Source organism: Eubacterium sp. AF22-8LB (genome assembly GCF_003458715.1).
In the GTDB taxonomy this organism is placed as follows: Bacteria; Bacillota_I; Bacilli_A; order Erysipelotrichales; family Erysipelotrichaceae; genus Holdemanella.
Genome location: NZ_QRVI01000036.1, coordinates 1 through 15,862 on the forward strand (window position 1 = coordinate 1; position 15,862 = coordinate 15,862).

Below are 15,862 nucleotides of genomic sequence, written 5' to 3' on the forward strand. Positions count from 1 at the left end.
ACTTTAGTGCTTCTTATTTTGTTTGTTGCATACCAAATAAGTAGGTATATCATGTTTAAAAAAATAAAAATCATAGTATTCTTTGTCATGTTTGTTCCTCCACAAATTCCAGTTTATCGAATTGTGAAGCTCTCCGAACAAAAATTTTTGTTATGGCAAAAACTATTCAATTCCTATCTAAGTTGATTGTAGTACATTTTTAAATTTCAAATTTCTCTCCAATACGGTTTTGGATTTGCAATCATGACCTCAGCTTTTCTTTGAATATGCACCGTTTCATTAGGCATCACAAGACAAGACTGTCCTTGCTTTAAAGTATGATGTTCAATTTCAAGTTCACCACTTAGCACTGAAATCGCAGAAGCAATTGTTCCATTATTTGTATACTCATCTGTTAGTATTGTATGTGTCAAATCAAACTCTCTATTTTCAATTGTTTTATTTAAAAGAAACTCTTCCTTTTTAACCTTCAACGATGAATCCAAGTTATCCAATGACTCTTGTATATGCAACTGTCTTTTTTTATTTGTTCTAGGATCAATTCGATCATAATCATACAAACGATATGTAATATTTGTCGATTGCTGAATTTCATATATTAATGATCCCTTACTTAATGCATGTACAGTTCCAGAACGAATGTATACTAAATCATTTTGTTGCACAGGAAAATGGCCTATGGTATCTGAAAAATCATTTTTCTCTAATGCATCTAAAACAGCTTGTTTATTTCCCTTTTTGTTTTCAGCATAAACCCATCCTTCTTCAGGTGGCTCGATGAAGTACCAAGCTTCACTCTTTCCATATTTAAGGTTTAGCTTATTTCTCGCATACGCATCTGTTGGATGAATTTGAAAACTCACGGATTCTTTACACGCATCAAAAGCAATAATAACAGGATATTCTTCTTTGGGTAATAATCCAAATAATTCTGGATTCTTTCTAATTTCATTTTTTAAAGTTGTTCTTCCATTGATTTCACAATCAAAATCATCAATTCCACTCACAGAATATACAATACCTATTGAATCTTCCTCTTTATTTCCATCATACGCATAGAGTCTTTGATCTCCCCATAATGTAGGATATGTGATTGTTTTTAAAATATACATGTAACCACTTCCAATCTAACTCTATTCTATCAAAAATGATATAATTATGTAAAAAGAAAGTGAGAGATGTATATTATGATTCAAAAATTCACTGTTGATCAACTTGCCAGAATGATTGACCACACATTTGTCAAAGCCTATGCTACACAAGCCGATATGACAAAGCTTTGTGAGGAAGCAAAAAAATATCATTTTGCGATGGTTGCCATCAATTCAGGGCAAACCGCATTTTGTCACAATCTATTAAAAGATACAGATATCCATACAGGAGCGGCAATTGGCTTTCCTTTAGGACAAACAACAATTGAATCCAAAACATTCGAAGCAAAAGATGCTCTTGAAAATGGTGCGGATGAAATTGACTATCAATTAAATATCACTGCCGTTAAAGCTAAAGACTGGGATTATGTTCAGTCTGAAATGCAACAAATTACAAATTTGACACACAGCTACAATAAAGTTTGTAAAGTCATTCTTGAAACTTGTTACTTAGAAAAATCAGAAATTCAAAAAATTTGTGAAATTGCTTGTGAAGTAAAAATTGATTTTGTGAAAACAAGTACGGGCTTTGGAAGTGATGGCGCAAAAATTGAAGATATCAAGCTAATGAAAGAAACCGTACAAGAGTTCATTCATGTAAAGGCTAGTGGTGGTATTCGTGATGCAGAAACATTTAAAGAAATGGTAAGTTATGGTGCAAGTCGCATAGGCACAAGTGCAGGTGTTTCAATTATTGAAGAATTTAAACAGGAAGCACAACATAATAATGGCTTTATTACTATTGATATGCATATATAGAAAAAAATCCATAGAATAAACTATGGATTTTTAATTTAGTCTAACTCAAAAGCACCTGTGTACAATTGATAGTATTTACCCTTTTGTTTCAACAAGTCCTCATGATTACCACGCTCAATAATATGACCTTGTTCTAATACCATGATCGCATCACTATTTTGGATAGTTGAAAGTCTATGTGCAATCACAAAAACCGTTCTTCCTTCCATCAACTTATCCATACCTTCCTGAACAATTCTTTCAGTATGTGTATCAATAGAACTAGTTGCTTCATCCAAGATCAATACGGGAGGATTGGCAACGGCTGCACGTGCAATGGATAAAAGCTGTCTTTGTCCTTGTGATAAAGATTCTCCACCCGCATGAATCATTGTGTCATAGCCATGTTCTAAGTGCTTGATAAATTCATGTGCATTTGCTAATTTACTTGCCGAAATACACTCTTCATCAGTTGCATCCAAACGACCATAACGAATATTATCCATGATTGTACCTGTAAATAAGTTTGCGTCTTGCAATACAATACCTAAAGATTTTCTAAGAGCTGCCTTTTTAATTAGTTTTACATCAATACCATCATATGTAATGGAACCCGATTGAATATCATAGAAACGATTAATTAGATTTGTGATTGTTGTTTTACCAGCACCAGTAGCCCCTACAAACGCAATCTTTTGACCTGGTTTTGCAAATAAAGAAACATCAAATAAAATCTGTTTATCTGGATTATAAGAAAAGTTCACATTTTCAAAACGAACATCCCCACGAAGTGGAACTAATTCATCCTTTCCATTTGGTCTAGGATGATGCCAAGCCCAATGATCATGATCCATTTGTTCTAAAGTAACAACACCATCATCCACTTCACTTTCCGTATCTATAATTTCATAAATACGCTTAGCACCGGCATCCGCCATAATTACGGCATTTAACTGCATACTGATTTGTCCAATTGGATTAGTAAAACTTCGATTTAACTGTAAGAAGGCGGCAATACCACCAAGAGTTAATCCAGCAATATTATTTAGTGCAAAGATAGAACCTACAACCGCAACAAGCACATAAGAAATATATCCAATATTCATTACGATTGGCATTAAAACATTCGCAAACGTATTCGCATTGGCACTTGCTTCAAACAACGCATCATTGACTTTATCAAAATCTTTGATACTTTGTTCTTCATGCGTAAAGACTTTAATGACTTTACTTCCTTCCATCATTTCTTCAATAAAACCATTTTCTACACCCAATTGTTTTTGTTGTGCAATAAAGTATTTACCTGATTTTGCCGAAATCTTTTTTGAAGTATAAACCATCAATAAACCACATGCGATTGTTAAAACAGCCAATGGAACATTTAAGATAAACATAGAAATTGTAACTGAGACAATCGTCATTAAAGATACAATAACCTGGGGAATACTTTGAGAAATTAACTGTCTTAAAGTATCCGTATCATTTGTATAAACAGACATGATATCCCCATGCGCATGTGTATCAAAGAAACGTAATGGCAATGTCTGCATATGTTCAAACAATTCATCACGAATATGTTTTAAAGTTCCTAATGAAATTGTTACCATAATACGGTTAAATCCATAAGTTGCTAAAATACCAACCCCATAAATCATTGCCAATTCCATTAATGCATTCAATAAAGGCGTATAATTTGGTACTTTCTGTGATAATAATGGAACAATATAATCATCAATCAAGCTCTTTAAAAACATACTTCCATATACGTTGGCGATACTTGATACAATAATCAATACAAGCACAATTAAACTTTCAATCTTATAAGAAGTGATTGTTTCCTTAATTACACGCTTTAAACTATTTGTACTTCTATTGCTCATCAAAATCACCTCCATTATTTTGTGCTTCATATGTTTCTTTATACATCGCATTTGACTTTAATAATTCTTCATGCGTTCCTAAACCAGAAACTTTTCCATCATCAATAACCAAAATCTGATCTGCATCTTGAATACTTGAAACACGCTGTGAAATTATGATTCGCGTTGTATGTGGAATCTTTTCTAAGAAAGCCTGACGAATCAAGGCATCCGTTTTTGTATCCACTGCACTTGTTGAATCATCTAAAATCAAAATTTTAGGACTCTTTAATAAAGCTCGCGCAATACATAAACGTTGTCTTTGTCCACCCGAAACATTCGATCCACCCTGCTCAATATACGTATCATATTTGTCTGGCATTAACTGAATAAATTCATCTGCCTGCGCTAATTTACAAGCTTCCAAAATCTCTTCATCTGTCGCATTAGAATTGCCCCAACGCATGTTCTCTTTGATTGTTCCAGAAAATAAAACATTCTTTTGAAGAACCATCGCTACATTGTCACGCAATACTTTCAAATCATAATCACGAACATCCGTGCCAGCTACTTTCACACACCCCTTGGTTACATCATATAGTCTTGGAATCAATTGAACTAAACTTGATTTACTAGAGCCTGTTGCACCAAGAATTCCTAATGTTGAACCGGAAGGAATATGCAAGTTAATGTGACTTAAAATATCTTCATCATTTCCATAATGAAATGAAACATCTTCAAAATCAATTGTTCCATTTTCTAGTGTTTGAATACCATTTTCCGGACTTGTTAAATCCGATTCTTGATTCAATACTTGGGCAATACGTTTTCCACTCGCAATCGACATTGTCACCATGACAAAAACCATACTCATCATCATCAATGACATCAAAATACTTGTCGTATAAGTAAATAAAGACATTAATTCTCCAGTTGTCATATTTGAAGCCACTATCTGACGAGCCCCTAACCATGAAATTAAAAGAATCGTTCCATACATACAAAGCTGCATAACCGGTGAGTTAAACACTAAGATCTTTTCAGCCTTTCCCTGAATACTAAAAATAGTCTCACTTTCTTTACGGAATTTTTCAATCTCATGATCCTTACGAACAAAAGATTTCACAACACGAATACCTAGAATATTTTCTTGAATACTCGCATTTAAAAAGTCATAACGAGAAAATAAACGACTAAAGATAGGATTTACAATAAAAATAATTCCAAATAAAATAACTCCCAAAAATAAAACCGCAACCACAAAAATCATAGCCATTTCTTTATTTATGATAAAAGCCATGATCAATGATGCGATCAGCATCAATGGTGCACGAACACAAACACGAATAATCATCTGATATGCATTTTGAATATTTGTCACATCCGTCATCATACGTGTAATCAATCCGCTTGTTGAATAAGCATCAATATTTGAAAAAGAAAAGTTTTGAATATTGCGATATTCTGCCTTTCTTAAATTCTTCGCAAAACCACTCGATGCGATGGCCGCATGCTTACCACTTTTAGCTCCAGCCCACAAAGATACAAAGGCTGCTACCAACATTAAAATTCCGTAAAACCAAATAGAACTCATCTTCCCCTTTTCAATACCATTATCAACTAATAACGCCATTAAAAAAGGAATCAAGACCTCAAGTATAGCTTCAATTGAAACATAAGCAGGACTTAAAAGCGTATCCTTTTTATATTCCTTCACTTCCTTTAATAAAGTTTTAACCATAAATAACCCCCTTATTCTAAATTTTGAGCAAGCTCCTTTAAAATTTCTAATAATTGCTTTTGTTTCTCTATGCCCAATGCATTTTCAAACTTAGATTCCATCAGACAAATCTGATTCTCAATATCTTCATGTAGATCCTGCTCTTTTTTTGTTAATACGATTGTGCGAACTCTTTTATCTTTTAAGCTTTGCTTTCTTTCAATAAACCCCTTTTGTTCTAAACGATTTAAAATCCCAGTAACTGTAGGGTTTGAAATATGAAAATGCTCTTCAATATCTTTTTGAATGACAGGATTCTTATCTGTAAAATGCAAATATCCCAAGATATCTCGCTGTGTCTTCGTTAAGTCATATTTTTTTAATCCTTCATTCATATGTTTATCCATTTTTTTCTTGATTAAACTAAGATAAAAACCAATTTCATCATTGTCACGCACTTAATTCACCTCAGTTCCATAGCACGCTATCCATTTATATAGCATGCTATATATTATACTGATTCATTTCTATTTGTCAATTTTATATTTTTTAGTTATCATACTTATGTATGAAAAAAAATGAAGAATATATAGTAACTTGTATTGATGATACAGATTTAAATAGTGGCGTTGTTAAAATTGATGATATGGTCGTTTTTGTGCCAAATTTATTAATTGGTGAAAAGGCAAAAATCAAAATAGTAAAAGTAAATAAGAAATATGCCTTTGGCATTATTATCCAATTGTTAGAACCAAGTATAAATCGCCAAGCATTAACTTGTGAAGTTGCCAAAACATGTGGTGGCTGCCAACTTCAACATATGAAGTATGCATATCAGCTTGACTATAAGTATAGGCATGTTAAAAAACTATTTGAAAATATTGAAGTAAGACCCATTCTAGGAATGAAAAATCCTTGGTACTATCGAAACAAGGCCCAGTTCCCTGTAAAAATCAAAGATGGAAAAGTTCAAATGGGATTTTATCGTCAACATTCAAACGATGTCGTCACATGCAAAGAATGTAAGATTCAAGATCACAGCATCAATGAAGTATTTAGCTTTATCCAAAAACAGATCACACTTGAAATGGCTCAAGATTTACGTCACGTATTTATCCGTCATTCAAGTACAGATGAAATTCAAGTAGTATTTATCGGAAAAAATGAAAAGAATGTTTTATCTTTATCTAAACAATTAAAAAACGCATTCACAAACATCACCAGCATTATATTTAACTATAACACACGAAATGACAATGTGATATTGGGTGAAACATATAAAGTTTTATATGGAAATGATTATATTATTGAAGAATGTTTGGGCAATAAAGTAAAACTTCACTTTAAAGCTTTTTTTCAAGTCAATCCAACTCAAATGGAAGTTTTATATACACAAGCCATTCAAGCTGCTAATCTTTCAGAAAATGAAACTTGTATCGATATGTATGCAGGTACAGGAACTATTGGGATGGCCGTTAGTAAACACGCTAAGAGTGTTATCGGAGTTGAAATTGTAAAAGAAGCAGTTGATAATGCAAATGACAATACGAAGATGAATCACCTAACAAATTGTCATTATGTATGTCAAGATGCTACAGAATTTGCACACGAACATAAAAACGATAAGATTGATGTGATCTTTATTGACCCACCAAGAAAAGGAATGACAGAAAACGGGATCAAAGATACGATTACAATGCAGCCAGACAAAATCGTGTATGTTTCATGTAATCCTAAAACACTATCTAGAGACTTAAAGATATTTAAACAATATGGATATCAATGTGAATATGTACAGCCTGTCGATATGTTCTGTCATACAACGGGTCTTGAATGTGTTGCCAAGATGTATAAAATAGTGTAATATTTTATACACTATGAGGCCGTGGTGGAATCGGCAGACACGCTACTTTGAGGGGGTAGTGAGCATAGCTCGTGTGCGTTCAAGTCGCATCGGCCTCACCATATAAATTCAATTCGTGCTTTGTTTAAAAGCACTTTTTTTGTGCACAAAAAAACTAGACTTGAAGTCTAGTTAATCATCTTTGCTAGGAAATTTAAATACTTGTTCCCCCTCTTTTGTCACCAAGTATTTACCACGCGCAATATATTCAACATAATCCGGATTCGTCAAATTTTGTTTGGTTTTTTCTAATTCCTTCTTTTTCGAATTCAAATTTTTCTTTTCTTCTTTTTTCTGCTCAATACTCGCTTTTAAATCCTGTGTCATCATTAATTGTTTAACACCACCAAAAATCAAAAAGGCAGATGCAGCAAGCATAATAATATATAAAAAGAAATCTTGAATTTTTTTACGTTTTCCTTTCATAATGTATCCCCTTTTTACTATAGCATATAAGGAAAAATAAATACAACGAATTATTTTACTCGCATAGCTAAAATCGCAATATCACTAGGATTAATACCCGAAATACGACTTGCCTGTCCTAAAGTAAGAGGATGAATAGCCGTTAATTTCTGTCTAGCTTCTAGAGATAGATTATCCATATTTTCATAATCTAAATCGGAAGGAAGCTTCATTTTCTCCATTTGTTGTAGATGCTTTGCATCACGTTTAGCCTTGGCAATATAACCAGCATACTTTGTTTGAATCTCAATCTGCTCATTGATTTGATTCTCATAATCCAAGCCTGTATATTTTGCCAAGCCTTGTACGGTAACTTTTGGACGCTTAATCAAATCCAATGCACTACATCCGTGTGCTAATGGCTCAAAACCTAAACTATTTAAATAGTCATCGACTTCACTGTTAGGCTTGATGTGAGCGTTACTAAGCTCTTCCCTTGCCACTTCAATCGCATCCATTTTCTTTTTAAATGCATCATAACGATCTTTTGAAACCAAGCCAATTTTATAACCTTTTTCAAGTAATCTTTGATCTGCATTATCATGACGCAACAACAAACGATATTCAGCTCTTGAAGTTAATAAACGATATGGTTCCTTCGTTCCTTTTGTGCATAAATCATCCAACATAACTCCAATATATGCTTCATCGCGACGAAGAACAAAAGGTTCTCTTCCATCCACCTTCAATGCAGCATTTGCCCCAGCCATCAATCCTTGACCAGCCGCTTCTTCATAACCACTGGTACCATTAACTTGACCAGCTGTAAATAAATTCTCAACAATTTTATTTTCCATATTTGTCTTCATCTGCAATGGATCAATCGCATCGTATTCAATCGCATACGCATATTTTTCAATCACACAGTTTTCTAATCCTGGTAGTGAATGAACCATCTTTTCTTGTACATCAATTGGCATAGATGTCGAGAAGCCTTGAATATAAATTGTATCCAATTCATTTGATTCTGGTTCTAAGAAAAGCTGATGTCTGTCTTTATCCGCAAAACGAACCAATTTATCTTCAATACTTGGACAATATCGAGGTCCTACACCTTTTACCAATCCTGAATACATAGCTGAATCATGTAAATGCGAATGAATGATTTCATGAGTTTCAGGCTGTGTATAAATCAAATGACAAATCTTTTGTTTCTCAAAAGGCAAAACATCTTCTGGTTTTGTTGTTTCACTAAAACGTAAAAACTGATTTGTTCCTGGCTGAGGCTCCGCTTTTGAAAAATCAATTGTGTCCATTTTTATACGCGCAGGTGTACCAGTTTTTAAACGGAAGGTTTTAATACCTGCATCACGTAAAGATTGTGACAATGTATTCACTGTTCTTTGTTCTTCAGGACCTGAAACCGTTGATGTATGCCCCCTCAACACGTTACTTGTCATATATGTACCGGCAGTTAGAACAACTGTCTTACTTTCAATAAAAGTACCATCTTCTAATTCAACACCAATGGCTTTTCCATCTTTAATGACAACCCTTTTACATGCAGCCTCAATCACATCTAAATTTGCTTGATTTTCCAAGGCGTTTTTCATGAATCGCTTATACGCAATCTTGTCACTTTGAACACGCAAGCTCCATACACCAGGGCCTTTTGTTGTGTTCAACATTTTAAATTGTAAAGCCGTTTTATCCGCTGCAACAGGCATCATACCTCCAAGCGCATCAATTTCACGAACAACAATTCCCTTTGCAGGACCACCAACACTAGGATTACATGGCATTGAACCAATCATATCTTTACTTAATGTCACAATTGCTGTTTTTTTGTTCATTCGACTAGCTGCCAAACAAGCTTCTATACCTGCATGTCCAGCTCCAATAACTAAAACATCATACATATTTTTTACACCCGATTTCTTTTTAATTTAAAATGAAAAATACTTTGTGGAACTTTCAAATATAAAGTCACAACCAAATATACTATCACACTCAACAAGCCATTCAAGCACATCTTGAATAAGCATACTAATTTTGAACCTTCGACTCCACTCAAGCCAATTTTTGATAATAAAATCGAAGTCACCCACAATGCAACTAGACCAATTAAAATTCTTACAATAACAACCACTGTTTTACGATATGAAATCGCATAAACATCATGAATTTCCTTTAGGTTTTTATATAGCGTATAACCATTACCAATCATACTTGATAATACGGCACCTGCAAGGCCAAAGATCCATACAAAAGGAATTAATAAAATTCCTTTAATCAATACACCTATCGCAAGATTCTTTAATACGTTTTTTCTTATTTCCAAAGACACCATTAAATTTGTAATCAATGGCGCTATCGTTCCTAAGAATCCTTCTAGAGACATCCATTGTACAACATATGTACATAATTCTAAGTTTTCTGAATAATAAAGCGTATAGTTTAAAGGTCCTGCATACACAAAAATACAGAATGAAACTGGAATCGCAACATACAGAACCACGTTAATGCTGTCAATAACATTTTTCTTTACCAATTTATAATTTTTCTTAGACAACGCCTCTGAAATATGGGGAATAATTGCTGTCGCAAAACCTGGACCTAAAATCATTGGAATCGCATTAAGTTTTCCCGCTACATAGTTCGATGCGGAAATTACTGTCGTCGTATCTTTTACGTTATAATGCATCTTTAATCCTGTTGGAAGTAAAAAACTATTAAAAATCTGGTCAATATTTCCTAAAATAGCCACTACTAAGTATGGAATTGCCAAAACAAGAATCTCTTTAAATATAGTTTTAGCTGAATGCATGCTCTTTGTCTGCATTTGTGCCATTTCATCTATGGCAAGCTGATGATTTCGATCAAAATGAATAAATTGGGCAATAGCCGCAATCGTAGCTACAGACGTAGATAATACAGCAGCGTATAAAGCATATTTTTTATTCCATCCAAACGCATAGACTACTAGACATGCAGTACTTAATAAAAACGCAACGCGAAACACTTGTTCAAAAGCTTGAGAAAATGCATATTCTTCCATTTCCTTTAAGCCTTGGTAATACCCACGAAAAGCCGATAATACAGGAACAAGGAAGATAGCTAAAGATAATATGCGTAAACAATTTGCCATAATATCTGCATTTTTTGCGACCATGGCTGGAGCAATTACATTGGATAATGTAAACAATAAAATCATGCCTACAAAACCTGTTAATCCCAAAATCGCAAAGGCTAACTTTTTAACAAGGATTACACTTTTTGCATCCTCTAACGCCATATAGCGTGCAACAAGAGTCGCTACCGCAAAAGGAACTCCAGATTGAAATATCGTTAATAAGTATGCATAAATATTATATGATTGTGCATAAACAGATTGATAAGCTTCGGATTGAAGTATATATGAAAATGGAATTGTGTATGCCAATCCAATTAATTTTGATACAAATAGACCGCCCGTTCCAATCAGGCCGCCAACAATAATCGACTTTTTAGCCGCTGAAGATTTAGACATAAAATAATTACCTCCAATTTCATAATTATAACATACATCCTTAAAAGTATTATCATTTTTTATAGAATAGAGTATAGTAAATATGAAGAAGGTGAAATAATGTATCCAGCTTATATACATACTCAAACTACTGCTAGAAACATTGATCAAGCTGCTATCAAAACTTATCAAATTCCAAGCTTGATTTTAATGGAGCATGCAGCTATAAAATCAGCTGAAATTATAAAAAATATCATCAAACCAACTCAATCCATCTGTATACTTTGTGGTCCAGGAAATAATGGTGCGGATGGATTAGCCATCGCAAGAAATTTATATAATCAATATCCAAATATGCACATTGTAGTACCGGAAATGAAGACAATGTCTGAGGATGAAAAAATTCAATTTCAAATGATTCAAAAGCTAAATATTCCCTATTCCAAAAACCTACCAAATGAAACGTATGATTTTTATATTGACTGTTTATTTGGCAATGGCCTTTCAAGAGATATCACTGGCTTATATAAAACAATCATTCAAACTGTAAATTCTTTACATAAACAAGTTATTAGTATTGATATGCCAAGCGGAATTGATGCGACCATGGGAAACATCTTAGGTTGTGCTATTCATGCCAATCATACTATTAGTATTGATTGTTATAAACAAGGCCAATGGTTAAATGATGGTAAAACACATTGTGGAAAGCTTTATTTAATCGATATAGGGATTCCACCAATATTACACGAAAAGTGTATGGATAAAACGAAAATATTGTGCCTAGAAGATATTCATATCCCATCTAGACCATCCAATGCCCACAAATCCACTTTTGGAAAGGCATTGATGATTGGTGGCAGTCATAATATGCATGGAGCTATCCACATGGCTAGCTTAAGCGCCTATAAAAGTGGAATAGGGACACTCACATTAATGGTTCCTGAGTGCATTTCAAATGTATTAGCCGTTAAATCTGATTTTTATATGTTACTCCAATGTCCAGATCACAATGGAATTTTTAGTTCCAAAGCACTCGATATATTAAAACAAAATATTTCGAATTATACAATTTTATCCATTGGAAATGGCATGCAAAAAAATAATGTAACCATTGCACTTGTGGAACAGGCTCTAAAAAGTGATAAAAAAATTGTACTGGATGCAGACGCAATATGGGCGGCAGGTAAAAATATCAATCTTTTAAAAAGAGAAGCTATTACCATTCTTACACCACATATTAAGGAAATGTCTGATTTAACGGGTATCCATATAACGACAATTCTAGCCAATCCTTTTGAAGTAGCTCGTGACTTTTCTAAAGAATATAAAAAATGTGTACTCATTTTAAAATCAAGCCAAACATTTATTGCTTATCAAGGAAGTGTATTTGTATTAGATGCTCAAAATGCAGGTCTTGCCAAAGGTGGCAGCGGAGATATTTTATGCGGTATTGTTGTCGCAATGCTTGGACAAACAAAAGACCCTTTACAAGCTGCATTATGCGCTGCGTATATACATTCGCAAAGTGCCAAACTCGATATCGATTCAGCATGTTTCATGCCTGAAGATATCATCAATAACATCCCTAATGTACTAAAAAAGCTGAGATCTTAGTGATTCTCAGCTTTGTCATTTGTTATCAATTCTTTGATTGTAGATACAGCACACTGCATTAACGGATGTAAATCATGATTTTGTACATTTGTTAAACCCGTTTTTTCTCGTTCTTGATTTGCCAAGCACAAAAACATAGCACCACTACGTACATGACGTGTTTGACTTACAATGAATACCGTACTCGATTCCATTTCAGAAGCCAAACAATCTAGCTTACAATATGCATCCCATTTATTTTCTAATTCAGAACATACTGGCATACTTTCTGGTGCATGCTGTCCAAAAAATGAATCCTTACTTTGAACTACACCTACGTGATAAGAAAGATGTAAAGTCTTTGCACTATGAACCTGGGCACTCAATACATCATAATGAGGAACCGCAGGAAATTCTAAAGGAGCATATTCACGTGTTGTGCCATCTTGTCGTATGGCACCACTCGCAATCACAATATCTCCACCTTGTACTTCTAAATGCATACCACCACATGTACCAACACGTAAAAAAGTATGACATCCAAGTTGAACTAACTCTTCAATAGCAATCGCTGTACTAGGACCACCAATACCTGTCGATATGACGCTACATAATACTCCATTTAAATATCCTGTATACGTTACATATTCTCGATTATTAGCTACTAATTCAGCATTATCTAAATAAGAAGCAATGTCTTTCACTCTTCCTGGATCTCCTGTTAAAATAACATATTCTCCAACATCGGATTCAGATAACTGTGTATGATATTGTTTATTTGATCCTTGTGTATAATCAATCATAACTTTACCTAGAAAGATTGAAACTGCAAATAATAGACATTAGGGTGAAACATCGTCGTATTAAAGCTATAAGCCTGACAATCATCTGCTTCTCCATCCCAATCATTATTTAATTCCGATAGTAAATGATCTATTTCCTTTTCATTCAATTCTCCAGTCGCATAAAATTCCATACAACCAGCTAAGCTTGGCTGCAAACGACTTGGTGAATAAGACATTTTCGAACAAATTTCATTTAACGCATTTTGAACAAGTTCTACAACAGCTTCATCTTCTTGATCTACAACTACATGTAAACGAATTTTCATTATGCATTCACCTGATTCACGCAATATACACAAAGTTTCTTTAAATTTGTGTCATTTGACAATGTGATTACTTTGCCTAAGCTTAAGTTTAATGCAGCAATGACAGGTTCATCATTGTCCATTAAAACATTTAATGTACCTGTCGCATTCTCATAATAAACATCAAACAAATAACTTTGTTTACCATTATCTTCTTTTCTTTCTCTTAAATCAAAATGAAAAGCATCTTTGTTTTTTAAAATGATACGAACAGCTCCTGCACCAGAGCTTGGGATTGATTTTGCCATAATAGCCTCCTACTTTTTATTAGCATCGTAAGTAAGCATAATACCTAAACTAGAATAAATGCTTAAATCTACATCCGCAACATCACAAGTAACATGTGCTTGTAATCCCTTTAACTTAGGTAACATAGCTAATGCCTTTTTCGCATTTTCACTATGTTCAGCTGAAATTGATAATGCAATTAAAATTTCATTTGAATGCAATCTTGGGTTTACAGATCCTAAATATTCCGTTTTTAAATTCTGAATAGGTAAAATTGCTTCTGGAGAAATTAAAATTGTTTCTTTATCAATACCTGCTAAATATTTTAATACATTCATCAAAACAGAAGAACAAGCTCCCATTAAATTCGTTGTCTTACCTGTAATAATTGTTCCATCATCAAGTTCAATAGCTCCTGAAAAACTACGCGTTTTTTCTTCTTTTTGACGAGCAGCCTCAACACAAGGACGATCCAATTCTGTAATACCCGCTTTGTTCATAACAACTTCTTGTTTTTGAACTTCTTCATGCGAACATAACTCATGTGCATAACGAGTCTTACTTACGAAATATCGACGAATGATTTCTTGATTACTAGCATTGCAACAAGCATCATTATCACTTATACATAATCCAGCCATATTTACACCCATATCGGTTGGACTTTGATAAGGACTAGAACCATAAATTTCTTCAAATATATTCTTCAAAACAGGGAAAATTTCAATGTCACGATTATAGTTAACTGTAACTTCATTGTAAGACTGTAAATGGAATGGGTCAATCATATTTACATCAGCCAAATCAGCAGTAGCTGCTTCATATGCTAAGTTAACTGGATGATTTAATGGAAGGTTCCAAATTGGGAAAGTTTCATATTTTGCATATCCAGCCTTAATTCCATGCTTATGTTCATGATATAACTGAGATAAACATGTAGCCATTTTTCCACTACCAGGACCAGGTGCAGTAACGACAACTAAAGGTCTTGTTGTTTTAACATAATCATTCTTTCCAAATCCAGAATCAGAAATAATTTTCTTAGTATCTGTAGGATATCCTTCAATATAATAGTTGAAATAAACATCAATTTTTCTTCTTTTTAATCGAGCTTTAAACAAATCTACTGCTTTTTGTCGGTTGTATTGTGTAACTACAACACTACCTACATATAATCCACGTTTTGTAAATTCATTAATTAAGCGTAAAACATCTTCTTGATATGTGATTTGTAAATCAGAACGAGTTTTATTTTGTTCAATATCATTCGCATTAATAACAAATACAATTTCTGCATCATCTTTTAATTGCATCAACATTTGAAGCTTAGAATCAGGAGAAAATCCAGGTAACACACGAGATGCGTGATTATCATCAAATAATTTACCTCCAAATTCCAAATACAATTTATCGCCAAATTGAGCAATACGTTCTTTAATATGCTTTGACTGCATATCTAAATATTTTTGATTATCAAATCCAATTTTTTTCATAATTTCAATCTCCATACAACGCATAATTGTACAATAAAATATAAAAAAAGGCAAAAAAAAAGGACCCGGCAGCTAGCTATCTTCGCAGGGGCAAGCCCAACTATTGTCGCC

At 33.6% G+C, this 15,862-nt stretch carries 14 protein-coding genes and 1 tRNA gene; 4 read left to right on the forward strand and 11 right to left on the reverse strand.

The features are described 5' to 3' along the window. Nucleotides 1-206 precede the first annotated feature (206 nt). Nucleotides 207-1,112: a class I mannose-6-phosphate isomerase gene (locus tag DWY01_RS10490; RefSeq protein ID WP_117996069.1), complete on the reverse strand. Its 906-nt coding sequence runs from the start codon at nucleotides 1,110-1,112 to the stop codon at nucleotides 207-209. Between the two features lie 75 nt (nucleotides 1,113-1,187). On the opposite strand from DWY01_RS10490, the gene deoC reads away from it, so the two are divergent. Next, on the forward strand, nucleotides 1,188-1,910 hold the full coding sequence (deoC, locus tag DWY01_RS10495; protein WP_117996081.1) for a deoxyribose-phosphate aldolase: 723 nt from the start codon (nucleotides 1,188-1,190) through the stop codon (nucleotides 1,908-1,910). A gap of 35 nt (nucleotides 1,911-1,945) precedes the next feature. On the opposite strand, the gene DWY01_RS10500 is transcribed toward deoC, so the two are convergent. The 3 genes from DWY01_RS10500 to DWY01_RS10510 are packed head-to-tail and all read right to left on the reverse strand — an operon-like array spanning nucleotide 1,946 to nucleotide 5,926. Then, nucleotides 1,946-3,769, reverse strand: coding sequence for an ABC transporter ATP-binding protein (locus tag DWY01_RS10500; protein WP_117996070.1), 1,824 nt, complete (start codon nucleotides 3,767-3,769; stop codon nucleotides 1,946-1,948). Beyond that, on the reverse strand, nucleotides 3,759-5,489 hold the full coding sequence (locus tag DWY01_RS10505; RefSeq protein WP_117996071.1) for an ABC transporter ATP-binding protein: 1,731 nt from the start codon (nucleotides 5,487-5,489) through the stop codon (nucleotides 3,759-3,761). Before DWY01_RS10505 ends, DWY01_RS10500 begins: the two co-directional genes overlap by 11 nt. 11 nt (nucleotides 5,490-5,500) lie before the next feature. Then, nucleotides 5,501-5,926, reverse strand: a complete 426-nt coding sequence (locus tag DWY01_RS10510; RefSeq protein ID WP_117996072.1) for a MarR family winged helix-turn-helix transcriptional regulator — start codon at nucleotides 5,924-5,926, stop codon at nucleotides 5,501-5,503. A 110-nt stretch (nucleotides 5,927-6,036) separates the two neighbouring features. Between DWY01_RS10510 and rlmD the strand changes: the two genes are divergently transcribed. Both rlmD and DWY01_RS11600 read left to right on the forward strand, forming a co-directional pair. Beyond that, the gene (gene rlmD / locus DWY01_RS10515) at nucleotides 6,037-7,332 is read left to right on the forward strand and encodes a 23S rRNA (uracil(1939)-C(5))-methyltransferase RlmD (protein WP_117996073.1); all 1,296 of its coding nucleotides are present in this window, start codon (nucleotides 6,037-6,039) and stop codon (nucleotides 7,330-7,332) included. Nucleotides 7,333-7,347: 15 nt separating this feature from the next. Beyond that, nucleotides 7,348-7,433 (forward strand) — tRNA-Leu (locus DWY01_RS11600). Between the two features lie 70 nt (nucleotides 7,434-7,503). Here the strand turns inward: DWY01_RS11600 and DWY01_RS10520 are convergent. The 3 genes from DWY01_RS10520 to DWY01_RS10530 are packed head-to-tail and all read right to left on the reverse strand — an operon-like array spanning nucleotide 7,504 to nucleotide 11,305. Beyond that, nucleotides 7,504-7,797: a septum formation initiator family protein gene (locus tag DWY01_RS10520; protein WP_117996074.1), complete on the reverse strand. Its 294-nt coding sequence runs from the start codon at nucleotides 7,795-7,797 to the stop codon at nucleotides 7,504-7,506. A 50-nt stretch (nucleotides 7,798-7,847) separates the two neighbouring features. Further along, nucleotides 7,848-9,695, reverse strand: a complete 1,848-nt coding sequence (gene mnmG / locus DWY01_RS10525; RefSeq protein WP_117996075.1) for a tRNA uridine-5-carboxymethylaminomethyl(34) synthesis enzyme MnmG — start codon at nucleotides 9,693-9,695, stop codon at nucleotides 7,848-7,850. A gap of 5 nt (nucleotides 9,696-9,700) precedes the next feature. Then, nucleotides 9,701-11,305, reverse strand: a complete 1,605-nt coding sequence (locus tag DWY01_RS10530; protein WP_117996076.1) for an oligosaccharide flippase family protein — start codon at nucleotides 11,303-11,305, stop codon at nucleotides 9,701-9,703. Between the two features lie 99 nt (nucleotides 11,306-11,404). On the opposite strand from DWY01_RS10530, the gene DWY01_RS10535 reads away from it, so the two are divergent. Beyond that, nucleotides 11,405-12,901, forward strand: a complete 1,497-nt coding sequence (locus DWY01_RS10535; RefSeq protein ID WP_117996077.1) for an NAD(P)H-hydrate dehydratase — start codon at nucleotides 11,405-11,407, stop codon at nucleotides 12,899-12,901. On the opposite strand, the gene udp is transcribed toward DWY01_RS10535, so the two are convergent. Genes udp through DWY01_RS10555 form a run of 4 tightly spaced genes read right to left on the reverse strand, consistent with a single transcriptional unit; the run spans nucleotide 12,898 to nucleotide 15,751 of the window. Then, nucleotides 12,898-13,680 carry a uridine phosphorylase gene (udp, locus tag DWY01_RS10540; protein ID WP_117996082.1) on the reverse strand — a complete coding sequence of 261 codons (783 nt, stop codon included), beginning with the start codon at nucleotides 13,678-13,680 and terminating at the stop codon, nucleotides 12,898-12,900. The genes DWY01_RS10535 and udp overlap by 4 nt on opposite strands. Before the next feature lie 11 nt (nucleotides 13,681-13,691). Beyond that, the gene (locus tag DWY01_RS10545) at nucleotides 13,692-13,991 is read right to left on the reverse strand and encodes a hypothetical protein (RefSeq protein WP_117996078.1); all 300 of its coding nucleotides are present in this window, start codon (nucleotides 13,989-13,991) and stop codon (nucleotides 13,692-13,694) included. Then, nucleotides 13,991-14,278, reverse strand: a complete 288-nt coding sequence (locus tag DWY01_RS10550; protein WP_117996079.1) for a hypothetical protein — start codon at nucleotides 14,276-14,278, stop codon at nucleotides 13,991-13,993. The genes DWY01_RS10545 and DWY01_RS10550 overlap by 1 nt, the downstream gene beginning before the upstream one ends. 9 nt (nucleotides 14,279-14,287) lie before the next feature. Next, nucleotides 14,288-15,751, reverse strand: coding sequence for a DUF1846 domain-containing protein (locus DWY01_RS10555; protein ID WP_117996080.1), 1,464 nt, complete (start codon nucleotides 15,749-15,751; stop codon nucleotides 14,288-14,290). Nucleotides 15,752-15,862 lie beyond the last annotated feature (111 nt).

Excerpts from the sequence above, each read along its gene's own strand:
- DWY01_RS10490 (WP_117996069.1), bottom strand. The coding sequence starts at position 1,112 with ATGTATATTTTAAAAACAATCACATATCCTACATTATGGGGAGATCAA.
- deoC (WP_117996081.1), top strand. The coding sequence starts at position 1,188 with ATGATTCAAAAATTCACTGTTGATCAACTTGCCAGAATGATTGACCAC.
- DWY01_RS10500 (WP_117996070.1), bottom strand. The coding sequence starts at position 3,769 with ATGAGCAATAGAAGTACAAATAGTTTAAAGCGTGTAATTAAGGAAACA.
- DWY01_RS10505 (WP_117996071.1), bottom strand. The coding sequence starts at position 5,489 with ATGGTTAAAACTTTATTAAAGGAAGTGAAGGAATATAAAAAGGATACG.
- rlmD (WP_117996073.1), top strand. The coding sequence starts at position 6,037 with ATGAAAAAAAATGAAGAATATATAGTAACTTGTATTGATGATACAGAT.
- DWY01_RS10520 (WP_117996074.1), bottom strand. The coding sequence starts at position 7,797 with ATGAAAGGAAAACGTAAAAAAATTCAAGATTTCTTTTTATATATTATT.
- mnmG (WP_117996075.1), bottom strand. The coding sequence starts at position 9,695 with ATGTATGATGTTTTAGTTATTGGAGCTGGACATGCAGGTATAGAAGCT.
- DWY01_RS10530 (WP_117996076.1), bottom strand. The coding sequence starts at position 11,305 with ATGTCTAAATCTTCAGCGGCTAAAAAGTCGATTATTGTTGGCGGCCTG.
- DWY01_RS10535 (WP_117996077.1), top strand. The coding sequence starts at position 11,405 with ATGTATCCAGCTTATATACATACTCAAACTACTGCTAGAAACATTGAT.
- DWY01_RS10545 (WP_117996078.1), bottom strand. The coding sequence starts at position 13,991 with ATGAAAATTCGTTTACATGTAGTTGTAGATCAAGAAGATGAAGCTGTT.
- DWY01_RS10550 (WP_117996079.1), bottom strand. The coding sequence starts at position 14,278 with ATGGCAAAATCAATCCCAAGCTCTGGTGCAGGAGCTGTTCGTATCATT.
- DWY01_RS10555 (WP_117996080.1), bottom strand. The coding sequence starts at position 15,751 with ATGAAAAAAATTGGATTTGATAATCAAAAATATTTAGATATGCAGTCA.